A 14,116-nucleotide genomic window follows, 5' to 3' on the forward strand; every position below is an offset into this window, starting at 1 on the left:
TGTTACGCGGTCGTCCCGAACCGGGGGTGGTTCACTCGGACTTCAGACGGCGTCCCTGCAACTGCCCGACCGCCTCCGCCGCCGAGAGGCCCTCGTGGCACACCTGATGCACCGCGTTGGTCAGCGGCATCTCCACCCCGTGCGCGGCGGCCAGTGCCCGCACCGATGTGCAGGACTTCACACCCTCCACGACCTGGCCATGAGTCGCCTCCAGGGCGGTCTCCATGGTGCCGCCCGCGCCCAGCGCGCGCCCGAAGGACCGATTGCGCGACAGCGGCGAGGTGCAGGTGGCCACCAGATCACCGACACCGGCCAGTCCGGCGAACGTCACCGGCTCCGCGCCGACCGCCACCCCCAGCCGGATGATCTCGGCCAGCCCGCGCGTGATGAGGGTGGCGATCGAGTTGTCGCCCAACCCCATGCCCGAGGCGATCCCGCAGGCCAGCGCGATGACGTTCTTGCACGCCCCGCCGATCTCGCAGCCGATCACGTCGGAATTGGTGTACGGCCGGAAATAGCCGGTGGCACAGGCGTGCTGCGCCGCCTCCGCGCGCGCCACGTCGGGGCAGGCGATCACGGTCGCGGCGGGCTGCCCGGCCGCGATCTCGTGCGAGAGGTTCGGGCCCGACAGCACCGCGATCCGGTTCGGATCCGCGCCGGAGACCTCCGCGATCACCTCGCTCATCCGCAGCAGCGTCCCGGTCTCGATGCCCTTGGCCAGACTCAGCAGCGTGGCATCGGCCGGAATCAGGTCCTTCCAGGCCGCGAGATTGGCGCGCAGCGACTGCGACGGCACCGCCAGCACCACGATGTCGGCCCCGTCCAGCACGACGGCCGGATCATCGGACGCGGCCAGCGGCGGCAACACCACGTCCGGTAGATACCAGGGATTTCGATGCTCGGTGGCCAGCACCTTGGCCACCTCCGGCCGCCGAGCCCACATGGTGGTCTCGGTTCCCGCCTCCGCCAACACCTTCGCGAACGCGGTCCCCCATGACCCCGCTCCCAACACCGCTGCCCTTGCCATCAGACAAATATATGCGCGCTCGCTGTGAGCCACTCCGTTGTGGCATCTCCCCGAAATTCGACGCCGCTCACGCGCCCGTCATCTCCGAGTGGGAGGATTCGGGCATGCACCCGTCCGTGCACGCGGTCATCGCGGTCAAGAGGCTGGGACTCGCCAAGAGTCGGCTGGCCGATGGGCTGGGCCCGGAATATCGGCCGCGGCTGGTGCTGGCGATGCTGGCCGACACCGTGACCGCCGCCGCGACCACGCCCGGCATCGCCTCGGTGACCGTCGTGACGCCCGACCCGGCCGTGTCGGATCTGGTTCGCGAACTCGGCGCGTTCGTGCATCCCGAACCCGAGGTCGTCCCCGCGCACACCACCGGTCTGAACGCGGCGCTGGCCGCGGGCGCGGACGCGGTGCGGCGGGCGCACGGTCCGGTCGATCTGCTTGCCCTGCAAGCGGATCTGCCCGCGCTGCGTCCCGCCGAACTGGGCGAGCTGCTCGCGAGCGCCGGGCATCGCCGGTCGGTGGTCACCGATCACGAGGGCAGTGGCACCGTCGCCCTGCTGGTGCGCGGCGGCGGGGGCGATCCGCTGACCGCCGCGTTGAACCCGCTCTTCGGTCCGGACTCCGCCCGCCGCCATATCGCCGGGGGCGCGGTGGAGTTGCCGGGCGATTGGCCCGGACTGCGTCAGGACGTCGATACCGCCGCGGATCTCGAGCGCGCAGCAGCGCTCGGCGTCGGGCGGGCGACCAGCGCGCTACTCCGAGAAATCAGCGTGTCGCAAGCGTGTCACGAAACCGGGAACAGGTGCCGGGCCGAATCATCACTGTCCTGACGCGGCGTGATCTGCGCTGCACTGGACGGTGTCAGAACCGCACCACACCCACGACATAAGGAATGATCGTGAGAGTGAGCGATACGGAAACCGTCAAGCAATCGCCGCTACTACCGGCGGCGCCGCCCGCGGCAACCCCACCGCCCACCGCGATACCGCCGCTGCCCGCGGACCGGTACGTCAATCGGGAACTCAGCTGGCTCGACTTCAACGCCCGCGTGCTCGCGCTGGCCGAGGACCAGTCCCAGCCGCTGCTCGAACGGGCCAAATTCCTCGCCATTTTCGCGTCGAATCTGGACGAGTTCTACATGGTGCGCGTCGCGGGGCTCAAGCGCCGCGCGGAGACCGGCCTGTCGGTACGGTCCTCCGACGGCCTGTCCCCCACCGAACAGCTCGAGATGATCGCCGTGCGCACCCAGGAGATCGCCGAGCGGCACGCCCGCGTCTTCCTGGACCAGGTGCTGCCCGCGCTCACCGCCGAGGGCATCGACATCATCCGCTGGGCCGATCTGGAGGACAGCGAGAAGGAACGCCTGTCCGGATATTTCCAGGATCAGGTGTTCCCGGTGCTGACCCCGCTGGCGGTCGACCCGGCCCACCCGTTCCCCTACATCAGCGGCCTGAGTCTGAATCTCGCCGTGACGGTTAAGGATTCGGTGACCGGCGGCGAGCACTTCGCCCGCGTCAAGGTGCCCGACAATGTGGACCGCTTCGTGCGGGTCCGCCGCGCCGGCAGCCGTGAATCCGGTGCGGCACAAGGCTCGTCCGCCGCCGCGCAGGGCCCGGCCATGGCCGCCTTCCTCCCCATGGAGGAGCTGATCGCCGCGCACCTGGATCAGCTGTTCCCGGGAATGGAAGTGGTGGAACAGCATTCGTTCCGCATCACCCGCAATGCCGACCTGGAGGTCGAGGAGGACCGCGACGAGGACCTGCTGCAGGCCCTCGAACGCGAGCTCGCCCGCCGCCGCTTCGGCTCCCCGGTGCGCCTGGAAGTCTCCGACGACATGACCGAGCACATGCTCGATCTGCTGCTGCGCGAACTCGACGTCGACCCCGCCGACGTCATCCAGGTGCCCGGCCTGCTCGACCTGTCCTGCCTGTGGCAGGTCTACGGCGTGGACCGGCCCAACCTCAAGGACGCCCCCTACGTCCCCGCCACCCCGCCCGCCTTCGGCGAACGCGAAACGCCCCGAAACGTTTTCGCCGCCCTGCGCGAGGGCGACGTGCTGGTGCACCACCCCTACGACTCCTTCTCCACCAGCGTGCAGCGGTTCATCGAACAGGCCGCCGCCGACCCGCAGGTGCTGGCCATCAAGCAGACCCTGTACCGCACCTCCGGTGACTCCCCCATCGTCAACGCCCTCATCGACGCCGCCGAGGCCGGCAAGCAGGTGGTGGCGCTGGTCGAGATCAAGGCCCGCTTCGACGAGCAGGCCAACATCAAATGGGCGCGGGCGCTGGAGCAGGCGGGCGTGCACGTGGTCTACGGCCTGGTCGGGCTCAAGACCCACTGCAAGACCTGCCTGGTGGTGCGGCGCGAGGGAGCCACCATCCGTCGCTACTGTCACATCGGCACCGGGAATTACAACCCGAAGACCGCGCGCCTGTACGAGGACGTCGGATTGCTCACCGCCGCACCGGAGATCGGCGCGGACCTCACCGACCTGTTCAACTCGCTGACCGGCTATTCGCGAAAGGCCAACTACCGCAACCTGCTGGTGGCCCCGGTCGGCGTCCGCGCCGGGATCATCGAGCGGATCGAACGCGAGATCGAACTGGCGCGCGAGGGCGCCGACGCGCGAATCCGCGTGAAAGCCAACGCCATCGTCGACGAACAGGTCATCGACGCGCTCTACCGGGCCTCCCAGGCCGGGGTGCCGGTCGAGATCGTGGTGCGCGGCATCTGCGGCCTGCGCCCCGGCGTGCCCGGCATGAGCGACAACATCGAGGTGCGCTCGATTCTCGGACGGTACCTGGAACATTCGCGGGTGCTGCACTTCCAGGCGCAGAACGAATACTGGATCGGCTCGGCCGACATGATGCACCGCAACCTCGACCGGCGCGTGGAAGTGCTGGCGCAGGTGAAGGATCCGCGTCTGGCCGACCAGCTCGGACAGGTGTTCGACTCCGCCACCCATCCGGCCACCCGCTGCTGGGTGCTGCGCCCCGACGGCAGCTGGCAGGCCCAGCCCGGCCCCGACGTGCCCTCCGATCAGATTCGCGACCATCAGGAGTACCTCATGCGGCTGCGTCGTCCGGACCGCCAGTGAGCCGAACCGCCAACGACCCCGCCGCCGAATTCACCGATCCACCGGTCAAGGCCAATATCCTCGCGGCGGGGGCGGTGTTGTGGCGGCACGCCCCGGGCACCGGCGCCGTCGAGATCGCCCTCGTGCACCGCCCCAAGTACGACGACTGGTCGCTACCCAAGGGCAAGCTGGATCCCGGTGAGACGCCGGTGATCACGGCCGTGCGCGAGGTCACCGAGGAGACCGGGCTGAATTCGCGCCTGGGGCGCTATCTCGGCCACGTGACGTATCCGATCCCGGGCCATCGGAAGCTGAAGCGGGTGGACTACTGGGCCGCCGAGGTCGTCGACGGGGCCTTCGAGTCCAACTCGGAAGTCGACGTCCTGCACTGGTACCGCCTCGACCGGGTGATGGACGCCGTCTCCTATCCCATGGATCGCACCATCATCCGCAATTTCACGCGCCAGCCCGCCGACACCGCCACCCTGCTGATCGTCCGGCACGCCAAGGCCGGGCGCAACGACCGCTACGCCGGGGACGACGACCTGCGGCCGCTCGAAAAGGCCGGTCTCGCACAGGCTCGCGCCCTGGTGCCGAACCTGCTCGCCTTCGGCGCGGCCGAAATCATCTCGGCCCCACCGTCTCGTTGTGTCCAAACCGTGACCCCGCTGGCCGAAAAACTGGGTGCCGATATCGAACTGGAGCCGTTCTTCTCCGAATCCGGTTACGCGGCAGCACCCGATGCCGCCCGCAAACGCGCCCGCGACCTGGTCTCCACCGACTCGGTGCGGGTGATCTCCAGTCAGGGCAAGGTGATTCCGGATCTGCTGGAGTGGTGGGCCGCCGAGGACGGGGTGAGCCTGCCACCGGCCCGTAACCGCAAGGGCAGCGTGTGGGTGTTGTCCTTCCACGGCGGCCGGCTGGTCGCCGCGGACCATCTCGACCGCATTCTCGTCCCCGCCGACCGACCCCAGGGCTGACCGGGTCATCTGTCGTCCGGCGGCCGCCCAGAACCCTTGGAACGCCGCCGTACCGGCCGTTGTCCGGCCGAATCCACCCGGCGGACGGCCGATTCCGGCCCCCTACCGGCCCCGGACATGCGAAACGGCCCGGCGATGCCGGGCCGTCTCACGTGTCGTCCTGCTCCAAAACCCCCGTCAGCGACGGGTTGTCGCCGGATTAGCGGCGCGCGGTGCGCTTCGCGGCGGCCTTCTTGGCGGGAGCCTTCTTGGCCGCCTTCTTGGCCGTGGTGGCCTTCGAGGCGGTGACCTTCTTGGCAACGGCGGCCTTCTTGACCGTGGCGGCCTTGGCCGGAGCCTTCTTGGCGACCGTCTTCTTCACGGCGGCCTTCTTGGCGACTGCCTTCTTGACGGCGGCCTTCTTGGCGGGAGCCTTCGACGCCGCCTTCTTGGCGGTGGTCTTGGCCGGAGCCTTGGTGGCGGCCTTCTTCACCGTCTTCTTGGCGGCGGCCTTCTTCGCACCGGCCTTGCCCGAAACCGGGGCAGCCACACCGCGCTTCACGGCCGGGCCGCTCGAGGCGATCTTCTGCTTGCCCGCGATGATCGCCTTGAACTGCGCACCGGGACGGAAGGCCGGGACCGAAGTCGGCTTCACCTTGACGGTTTCGCCGGTGCGCGGGTTGCGAGCGACACGCGCCGCGCGCTTCCGCTGCTCGAAGACGCCGAATCCCGTGATGGTGACGCTCTGACCTTTGTTCACAGCACGCACGATCGTGTCGACCATCTGCTCGACAGCTGCAGTAGCGGTGCGCCTGTCAGTACCCAACTTCTCGGTCAGAACATCGATCAGTTCCGCCTTGTTCATTGAATCCTCCGCAGACTAATTGGCCCGTCGTCGGACCGACTAGGTACCACGGTAAACCCTTTCGGGGCAAGAGTCTATGTGCCACGCGGAAATACATGACGCATGGCACACGCTCAGCTACCGGGTTTGAGGGCGTCCAGCTAACGCCCATCAATGATTACGTCTGCGAAATACGGGCCGGAATGGTTGCGGGTTTCCAAGTCGGCCTTGCGTTTTCGAACTGGCTGATCTCGTCGCTGTGCCGGAGTGTGAGACCGATGTCGTCCAGGCCTTCCAGCAGGCGCCACCGCGTGTAGTCGTCAATATCGAACGGCAACACGACGGTTCCGGCCGACACGGTGCGCGCCTCGAGGTCCACCGCCAATTCCAAACCCGGCTGTTCCTCGAGCAACTTCCAGAGCAATTCCACATCGCTCTGGGCCATCCGGGCCGTCAGAAGCCCGTCCTTGCCCGCGTTCCCGCGGAAGATGTCGGCGAAGCGAGAGGAGATCACGACCCGGAAGCCGTAGTCCTTGAGGGCCCAAACCGCGTGCTCACGTGAGGATCCGGTCCCGAAATCCGGACCGGCGACCAGAACACTACCCCGGTTGTAAGGCTCGGTGTTCAGAATGAAGTTCGGATCCGTCCGCCATGCCGCGAACAGACCGTCCTCGAAACCCGTTCGGGTTACGCGCTTCAGATAGACGGCCGGGATGATCTGGTCGGTGTCGACATTGGATCGGCGCAACGGAACACCGATCCCCTTGTGGACCTTGAAGGCTTCCATCGTTGTTTCTCCTGAGTCAGTGGGGGCAGCGGAATCTGGGCCGCTACCGGCGGGCGATCAGTTCAGATCCGCAGGTGAGGACAGGGTTCCGCGCACCGCGGTGGCCGCCGCGACCAGCGGCGAGACCAGGTGCGTACGGCCGCCCTTGCCCTGTCGCCCTTCGAAGTTGCGGTTCGAGGTGGCGGCACAGCGCTGACCGGGGGAAAGCTGATCCGGGTTCATGCCCAGGCACATCGAGCAGCCCGGCTGACGCCATTCCGCGCCCGCGGCGGTGAAAATCTCGCCCAGACCCTCCTTTTCCGCCTGCAACCGCACCCGCATCGAGCCCGGCACGATCAGCATCCGCACCCCGCCCGCGACCTTGCGGCCCTTCAGGATGTCGGCCACCGCGCGCAGATCCTCGATCCGGCCGTTGGTGCACGAACCCACGAAAACCGTGTCCACGGCGACGTCCCGCAGCGGGGTACCCGGGGTCAGGTCCATGTATTCCAGCGCCTTCTCGGCGGCGGCGCGCTCGTTCTCGTCGACGATCTGCTCCGGATCCGGCACCGAGTCGCCCAGCGGCGCACCCTGTCCCGGGTTGGTGCCCCAGGTCACGAACGGGGTCAGCGCCGACCCGTCCAGGTGCACCTCGGCGTCGAAAACCGCGCCCTCGTCGGTCTTCAGGGCGTCCCAGGCCGCCACGGCGGCGTCCCAGTCCGCGCCCTGCGGGGCGTGCGGGCGGCCCTTCAGGTACTCGTAGGTGACCTCGTCGGGGGCCACCATGCCCGCCCGGGCGCCGGCCTCGATCGACATGTTGCACATGGTCATCCGGGCCTCCATGGACATGGAGCGCACGGCCGCGCCGCGATACTCCAGCACATAGCCCTGACCGCCGCCGGTGCCGATCTGCGCGATGACCGCCAGGATCACGTCCTTGGCGGTGACGCCGTGCGACAGCTCCCCGTCGATATTGATGGCCATGGTCTTGAACGGGCGCAGCGACAAAGTCTGCGTCGCCAGCACGTGTTCCACTTCCGAGGTGCCGATACCCATCGCCAGCGCGCCGAACGCACCGTGGGTGGAGGTGTGCGAATCACCGCACACCACGGTGGTTCCCGGCTGGGTCAGGCCCAGCTGCGGGCCCACCACGTGCACGATGCCCTGCTCGACATCGCCCATCGAGTGCAGGCGGACACCGAATTCCTGGCAGTTCTCGCGCAGCGTCTCGACCTGCAGGCGCGAGACCGGATCCGCGATCGGCTTGTCGATGTCGACCGTCGGGACGTTGTGGTCCTCGGTGGCGATGGTGAGATCCGGGCGGCGGACCGGGCGGCCCGCGGCGCGCAGGCCGTCGAACGCCTGCGGGCTGGTGACCTCGTGCACCAGGTGCAGGTCGATGTAGATGAGGTCGGGCTGGCGGTGCTCGCCCTCGCCTTCGCCGCGCACGACGACATGCTCGTCCCAGACCTTCTCCGCCAGAGTGCGTGGCCGGTCGGCCATAGCTCCATCACCTCTCGATAGACATTCCCGTGCCCGGGCTGGTGACACGGTGGCTCGCGTCCGAAGCCGGGGAGCGGCCGGTTTGCCGCGCAGTCAATTTGCACTTCCCAACATGCGAGACGCTAATATCGTTCTATGAGACAGCATAGCGGTATCGGGGTTCTGGACAAAGCCATGGCCGTCCTGCACGCCGTAGCCGAGCAACCCTGCGGCCTCAACGAGCTGTGCGCCCGCACCGGCCTGCCCCGCGCCACCGCACATCGCCTGGCCGTGGGCCTGGAGACGCATCGCATGCTGGCCCGCGACAGCCAGGGCCTGTGGCGGCCCGGTCCGGCCCTGTCGGAACTGGCGACAACCGCCAGCGACCCGCTCCTGGACGCCGCCTCCTCCATCCTGCCGCGCCTGCGCGAGATCACCGGCGAGAGCGTGCAGCTCTACCGCCGCGACGGCAATGCCCGCGTCTGCGTGGCCGCCATGGAACCGGCCGCGGGCCTGCGTGACACAGTGCCCATCGGGGCCCGACTACCGCTCACCGCGGGCTCGGCCGCGAAAGTCCTGCTGGCCTGGGCCGATCCCGAATCGCAGCGCAGCATCCTGCCCGAGGCCGTGTTCGGTGAGCGGGCGCTGGCCGAGGTCCGCCGCCGCGGCTGGGCGCAGAGCGCGGCCGAACGCGCGGCCGGCGTGGCCAGCGTCTCCGCGCCGGTGCGCGACGCGGCGGGCGGCGTGATCGCGGCCGTCTCGGTCTCCGGACCCATCGACCGCATGGGCCGCCGCCCGGGCGCGCGCTGGGCCGCGGACCTGGTGGCCGCCGCCGACGCCCTCCACAAGCGCCTCTGACGCGACGCTGACGGACTTTGCGGCCCCCGGGGGACACTCGGGGTGGCCACAGCCGTCACGACAGCCTCAGCGGCCGCTCGACACTCCCCCGACCGCCCACGACCCGGGCGCCGATCGCAGCCCCCGCCGGATCCGGCGGGGGCTGCGGCGTTTCCGCGGCCCGGCAAACTGCCGGACAAGTCCCGCGCGTGGCAGGAAATGGCCGGTGTGACCGCGCTCATACGCCGTAAATTACAGTCGGCCCATGGGAGTTAATCAACGCGCGCAGATCGTGATGTCCGACGAGGAGATCGCGGGATTCCTCGAGCGCAGCCGGGTCGCCACCATGGCCACGCTGAGCGCCGAGGGCAGGCCGCACCTGGTGGCCATGTGGTACGCGCTCATCGACGGCGAGATCTGGTTCGAGACCAAGGCCAAGGCCCAGAAGACGGTGAATCTGCGGCGCGATCCGCGCATCACCGTGATGGTCGAGGCCGGCGACACCTACGACCAGTTGCGCGGCATTTCCATCGAGGGCCGCGCCGAGGTCGTCGACGACCCCGAAGCGCTGTTCAAAGTGGGAATCAGCGTGTGGGAACGCTATACCGGGCCCTACAGCGAAGAGATGAAGCCGTTCGTGGAGCAGATGCTGCACAAGCGGGTGGCCGTGCGCGTGGTGCCCGAGCGGACCCGCAGCTGGGATCACCGCAAACTCGGCCTGCCCGCCATGCCGCTGGGCGGCAGCACCCACGGCCAGCAGCCGTAAGAACCCCGGAAACAGTGCAGGCCCCCAGCCGATTGGCTGGGGGCCTGCACTTTGTAGTCCCGACGGGATTTGAACCCGCGCTACCGCCTTGAGAGGGCGGCGTCCTAGGCCGCTAGACGACGGGACCAGGATGAGATTCCGGTGGATTTGGCAATCCACCGGCCTTCTCGAATTCGAGAGCCGGAGCTCTCGCAGCTGGGGTACCAGGACTCGAACCTAGAATGGCTGAACCAGAATCAGCTGTGTTGCCAATTACACCATACCCCATTGACCTGGGCTTTCAGGATCTCCCCGGAGGAAGTTCCTGGCTGCTCTGCGGCCGAGAAGAAGATTAGCAGCATCCCCCGGTAGATACACAAACCAGCTGGTCAGAGGCCGGTTTGTGTATCAATTCGGGCTTACCTCAGGGCCTGTCGGACACCGGCCTCAGCCGATCTCCGCGAGGGCCGCGCGCAACCGGTCCATGGTGACCTCGCGACCCAGCAGTTCCATCGACTCGTAGAGCGGCGGACTGATGTGGGATCCGGTCACCGCGACGCGCACGGGGGTGAACGCCTTGCGCGGCTTGAGCTCGAGCTCCTCGATCAGCGCGGTATTCAGCGCGGTCTCCAGCGGGGCCGTGGCCCATTCCGAGACGCCTTCGAGGGCTTTCACCGTCGCCTGCAGCACCGGAGCGGCATCGGCGCCGAGATTCTTTTCCTTCGCGGCCGGGTCGATCGCGAAGTCCGCGGGCGCGATGAACAGGAACTTCAGCAGATCCCAGGCATCCCCGAGCACCTTGATACGCGTCTGAACGAGATCGGCCGCGGTTTCGAACAGCTTCTCGTCGATCTCGGCGCCGATATGTCCGTGTCCGGTGAGGAACTCCCGCAGCCGGTGAGCAAAATCACCGGGGGTGAGCATCCGAATATGTTCGGCGTTGAGTGCGTCGGCCTTCTTCTGATCGAATCGGGCCGGATTCGAATTCACCTTCGAAATATCGAACGCCGCCACCATCTCCGCCATGGAGAAGAGGTCATGATCATCGGCGATGCTCCAGCCGAGCAGTGCCAGATAATTCAGCAAACCCTCGGGAATGAACCCGCGGTCGCGGTGATGGAACAGATTCGACTCGGGATCGCGCTTGGACAACTTCTTGTTGCCCTGGCCCATCACGAAGGGCAGGTGCCCGAACTCCGGGGTGAACTCCGCGACGCCGATTCGTTTCAGGGAGTCGTAGAGCGCGAGCTGACGCGGAGTGGAGGACAGCAGGTCCTCGCCGCGCAGCACGTGGGTGATCTTCATCATCGCGTCGTCGACCGGGTTGACCAGCGTATAGAGCGGATCGCCATTACCGCGGGTGAGCGCGAAGTCGGGAACCACGCCGGCGCGGAAGGTGGTCTCGCCGCGCACCAGGTCGTTCCAGGTGAGGTCGCGGTCGGGCATGCGCAGGCGCACCACCGCGGGACGGCCCTCGGCCTTGTAGGCGGCGATCTGCTCGTCGGTCAGGTCGCGGTCGAAGTTGTCGTAGCCCAGTTTGGGGTCGCGGCCGGCGGCCTTGTGGCGGGCCTCGACTTCCTCTGGAGTGGAGAAGGATTCGTAGGCCTCCCCCGCCGCCAGCAGGCGCCGCACCACGTCGAGGTGGATCTCGCGCCGCTGCGACTGCCGATAGGGCGCGTAGGGGCCGCCGACCTCGGGCCCCTCGTCCCAGGTCAGGCCGAGCCAGCGCAGGGCGTCGAGGATGGCGGCGTAGGACTCCTCGGAATCGCGTGAGGCGTCGGTGTCTTCGATGCGGAAGACGAAGGTGCCGCCGTGGTGGCGCGCGAAGGCCCAGTTGAACAGGGCGGTGCGGACCAGACCCACATGCGGCGTGCCGGTGGGTGACGGGCAGAAACGAACCCGGACGTCAGACATGGCTCTCTTTCGTTCAGCGTTTGGCGGCAACGGGATTGGACAGGGTGCCGATACCGGACACGGTCACCGACACGGTCTGACCGGCCTGCAGCGGCCCGACGCCCTCGGGGGTGCCGGTGAGGATGACATCGCCCGGCAGCAAGGTCATTACGGTGGTGACCCACTCGATGAGCTTCGGAATATCGTGCAGCAGAAGTGAAGTGCGACTGCGCTGCTTGACCTGGCCGTCGACCTCGGTGACGATCTCCAGATCCGAAGGGTCCAGGGCGGTCTCGATCCACGGGCCGAGCGGGCAGAAGGTGTCGTAACCCTTGGCACGGGTCCACTGGCCGTCGTGTCGCTGCTGGTCACGGGCGGTGACGTCATTGGCGACGGTGTAGCCCAGGATGACCTCGTTGGCGCGGGCGGCGGGCACGTCCTTGCAGGGGCGGCCGATCACGATCGCCAGCTCGCCCTCGTAGTCCACCTGAGAAGAGCTGGGCGGCAGGATGATCGGGGCGTTGGGGCTCTGGATCGAGGTGCTCGGCTTCATGAAGATGACCGGGTCGGCCGGGGCCGGGCCACCCATCTCCTCGGCGTGCGCGGCGTAGTTCTTGCCGATGCAGATCACCTTGCTGGCCAGGATGGGGGCCAGCAGGCGCACATCGGCCAGCGGCCAGCTGCGACCGGTGAAGGTCGGGGTACCGAACGGGTGTTCGGCGATCTCTCGGGCGACGGCGTCGGAGCCGTCCCCTTCGATGCTGACGAAAGCGACTCCATCTGGGCTGGCAACTCGACCTAGGCGCATGGTTGGCATCCTATCGACCGGCTTCGACCTGCCCGAACGCGCCCGACCGCGGGGCGGGACCGGGCCGGGGCGCGAGGGCGGCGGGGACGCCCGGGCGGGCCCCGAGCCGGTGCGGCATATCGGCCCGCACCGCCCCGGACCGGATGTGGAATGCCCTTATACGCAAGCGATCTCGGACCGGTCCGCGGGACTCACAAGATCAATGCCCGAATGTGAGCAAACAGACAGCTCGCCCCGGAAATCGCCTTGCGCCCCAGGTGTACCGTAAGACCGGATGTTCAAATTGTAGGACATCGATTCCACATTGTGAGACGCGAGGTGAGGTCATGACCACCGTGACGGAGACGGGCACGACACGACGGTGGACCATGCTGGGCCTCGGCGTCTTCGCCCAGACCGCCAGCGCCGTGATGGTGAACGGCGCCGCCTTCCTGCTGCCGGCGCTGACCCAGCGCGGATTGCCGCTGGCCACCGCCGGCCTGCTGGTGGCCATGCCCCTGGTCGGCCTGTGCTGCACGCTGATCGCGTGGGGCTGGGTGGTCGATCGGGTCGGCGAGCGCAAGGCGCTGGTGGCCGGTCCGGCGGTCATGTTCGTGGCCGGTCTGGCGGCCGCCACCGTCTCGAACTACGTTGCGCTGGGGGCCTTGCTGTTCCTGGCCGGGGCGGGCGCGGGCAGCACCAACGGCGCCAGCGGGCGGGTCATCGTAGGCTGGTTCCCGACCGATCAGCGCGGGCTGGCCATGGGCATCCGGCAGACCGCGCAGCCGCTGGGCGTGGCGATCGGGGCGCTGGCGATCCCGGCCATCGCTGCGGCACACGGGTTCTCGATGGCGGTACTGGTGCCCGCGGTGATGGCGGGCGCGGCCGCGATCGGCTGCCTGGCCGGGATTGTGGATCCGCCGCGACCCGAATCCGCCGGGGGCTCAGGGCGTCCCGTGAATCCGTACCGCGGGGACTCCACGCTGCTGCGCATCCACGTGGTGTCGGTGCTGCTGGTCATCCCCCAGGCCACCATCTGGACGTTCGGCCTGCTGTGGCTGCACCGCGATGTGGGCCTGTCGCTGCCCGCGGCCGGCGCGCTGGTGACGGTGACCCAGATCCTGGGCGCGGCCGGGCGGATCGGCGCGGGCGTGTGGTCGGACCGGGTGAGCAGCCGTCTGCGGCCGCTGCGCACGGTGGCGGTGGCGGCGGTAATCTCCCTGTCCGCCTTGGCCGTAGCGGCCTGGACGCAGCAGTGGTGGGCGGCGATCCCGATCCTGATCGCGGCCTCGGTCATCACCGTGGCCGACAATGGCCTGGCCTTCACGGCGGTGGCCGAGATCGCGGGGCCGTATTGGTCGGGTCGTGGGCTGGGTATCCAGAACACGGGCCAGAATCTGGCGGCGGCCGCGATCGCCCCGGCCTTCGGCGCACTGATCACGGCGGCCGGTTTTCCGGTCACCTACCTGCTGACGGCGCTGATCGCACTGGCGGCAGTCCCGTTGGTACCCAGGGGTTCCCGGTAGCGGCTGATTCGCGGCAAATCAGGAAGACCTGCGCCCGTTACGTTTTCGCATCCGAATGCATTTGTGCGATACGCCTCACTATCCGGACGAAACGCCCCACTGCCCCAGTTCATTTCACCGAATCCACTCCAGGATGGCACTCCGGAGAGGCTCGGGCACGACGACGAAGCCCCCGTTCCG

Annotated in this window: 12 protein-coding genes and 2 tRNA genes; 6 read left to right on the forward strand and 8 right to left on the reverse strand. The window is 68.2% G+C overall.

Annotated features, from left to right (window positions below; all coding sequences use genetic code 11):
- Nucleotides 1-31: 31 nt before the first annotated feature.
- Nucleotides 32-1,027 (reverse strand): NAD(P)H-dependent glycerol-3-phosphate dehydrogenase, encoded by a 996-nt coding sequence (locus tag ABZ382_RS33805; protein ID WP_357097566.1) that lies wholly within the window; start codon nucleotides 1,025-1,027, stop codon nucleotides 32-34.
- 104 nt (nucleotides 1,028-1,131) lie between these two features.
- Between ABZ382_RS33805 and cofC the strand changes: the two genes are divergently transcribed.
- From cofC to ABZ382_RS33820, 3 genes are all read left to right on the forward strand, one after another.
- Entirely contained in the window at nucleotides 1,132-1,848 is a 717-nt protein-coding gene (cofC, locus tag ABZ382_RS33810; RefSeq protein ID WP_357097568.1) for a 2-phospho-L-lactate guanylyltransferase, read from the forward strand.
- 62 nt (nucleotides 1,849-1,910) lie between these two features.
- Nucleotides 1,911-4,118 (forward strand): RNA degradosome polyphosphate kinase, encoded by a 2,208-nt coding sequence (locus ABZ382_RS33815; RefSeq protein ID WP_357097570.1) that lies wholly within the window; start codon nucleotides 1,911-1,913, stop codon nucleotides 4,116-4,118.
- Nucleotides 4,115-5,077: a bifunctional NUDIX hydrolase/histidine phosphatase family protein gene (locus tag ABZ382_RS33820; protein ID WP_357097572.1), complete on the forward strand. Its 963-nt coding sequence runs from the start codon at nucleotides 4,115-4,117 to the stop codon at nucleotides 5,075-5,077. The genes ABZ382_RS33815 and ABZ382_RS33820 overlap by 4 nt, the downstream gene beginning before the upstream one ends.
- A 199-nt stretch (nucleotides 5,078-5,276) precedes the next feature.
- Here the strand turns inward: ABZ382_RS33820 and ABZ382_RS33825 are convergent, their stop codons facing one another.
- The 3 genes from ABZ382_RS33825 to leuC form a co-directional block, all read right to left on the reverse strand.
- Nucleotides 5,277-5,921, reverse strand: coding sequence for an HU family DNA-binding protein (locus ABZ382_RS33825; RefSeq protein WP_357097574.1), 645 nt, complete (start codon nucleotides 5,919-5,921; stop codon nucleotides 5,277-5,279).
- Between the two features lie 157 nt (nucleotides 5,922-6,078).
- The gene (leuD, locus tag ABZ382_RS33830) at nucleotides 6,079-6,687 is read right to left on the reverse strand and encodes a 3-isopropylmalate dehydratase small subunit (RefSeq protein ID WP_357097576.1); all 609 of its coding nucleotides are present in this window, start codon (nucleotides 6,685-6,687) and stop codon (nucleotides 6,079-6,081) included.
- A gap of 57 nt (nucleotides 6,688-6,744) precedes the next feature.
- Nucleotides 6,745-8,169: a 3-isopropylmalate dehydratase large subunit gene (leuC, locus tag ABZ382_RS33835; protein WP_357097578.1), complete on the reverse strand. Its 1,425-nt coding sequence runs from the start codon at nucleotides 8,167-8,169 to the stop codon at nucleotides 6,745-6,747.
- 135 nt (nucleotides 8,170-8,304) lie between these two features.
- Between leuC and ABZ382_RS33840 the strand changes: the two genes are divergently transcribed.
- Both ABZ382_RS33840 and ABZ382_RS33845 read left to right on the forward strand, forming a co-directional pair.
- Complete coding sequence (locus ABZ382_RS33840) at nucleotides 8,305-9,006, forward strand: IclR family transcriptional regulator (protein WP_357097580.1); 702 nt, start codon at nucleotides 8,305-8,307, stop codon at nucleotides 9,004-9,006.
- 244 nt (nucleotides 9,007-9,250) lie between these two features.
- Nucleotides 9,251-9,751: a PPOX class F420-dependent oxidoreductase gene (locus tag ABZ382_RS33845; RefSeq protein ID WP_357097582.1), complete on the forward strand. Its 501-nt coding sequence runs from the start codon at nucleotides 9,251-9,253 to the stop codon at nucleotides 9,749-9,751.
- Nucleotides 9,752-9,805: 54 nt separating this feature from the next.
- Here the strand turns inward: ABZ382_RS33845 and ABZ382_RS33850 are convergent.
- From ABZ382_RS33850 to ABZ382_RS33865, 4 genes are all read right to left on the reverse strand, one after another.
- A tRNA-Glu gene (locus tag ABZ382_RS33850) sits at nucleotides 9,806-9,878 on the reverse strand.
- A 68-nt stretch (nucleotides 9,879-9,946) separates the two neighbouring features.
- Nucleotides 9,947-10,018: transfer RNA gene (locus ABZ382_RS33855), tRNA-Gln, on the reverse strand.
- Between the two features lie 159 nt (nucleotides 10,019-10,177).
- Nucleotides 10,178-11,644 carry a glutamate--tRNA ligase gene (gltX, locus tag ABZ382_RS33860; protein WP_357097584.1) on the reverse strand — a complete coding sequence of 489 codons (1,467 nt, stop codon included), beginning with the start codon at nucleotides 11,642-11,644 and terminating at the stop codon, nucleotides 10,178-10,180.
- Nucleotides 11,645-11,657: 13 nt separating this feature from the next.
- Nucleotides 11,658-12,431 (reverse strand): fumarylacetoacetate hydrolase family protein, encoded by a 774-nt coding sequence (locus ABZ382_RS33865; protein ID WP_357097586.1) that lies wholly within the window; start codon nucleotides 12,429-12,431, stop codon nucleotides 11,658-11,660.
- Between the two features lie 326 nt (nucleotides 12,432-12,757).
- On the opposite strand from ABZ382_RS33865, the gene ABZ382_RS33870 reads away from it, so the two are divergent.
- On the forward strand, nucleotides 12,758-13,936 hold the full coding sequence (locus tag ABZ382_RS33870; protein ID WP_357097588.1) for an MFS transporter: 1,179 nt from the start codon (nucleotides 12,758-12,760) through the stop codon (nucleotides 13,934-13,936).
- Nucleotides 13,937-14,116 lie beyond the last annotated feature (180 nt).

Origin of the sequence: Nocardia sp. NPDC005825, from assembly GCF_040630175.1 — a bacterium.
Taxonomy (GTDB): Bacteria; Actinomycetota; Actinomycetes; order Mycobacteriales; family Mycobacteriaceae; genus Nocardia.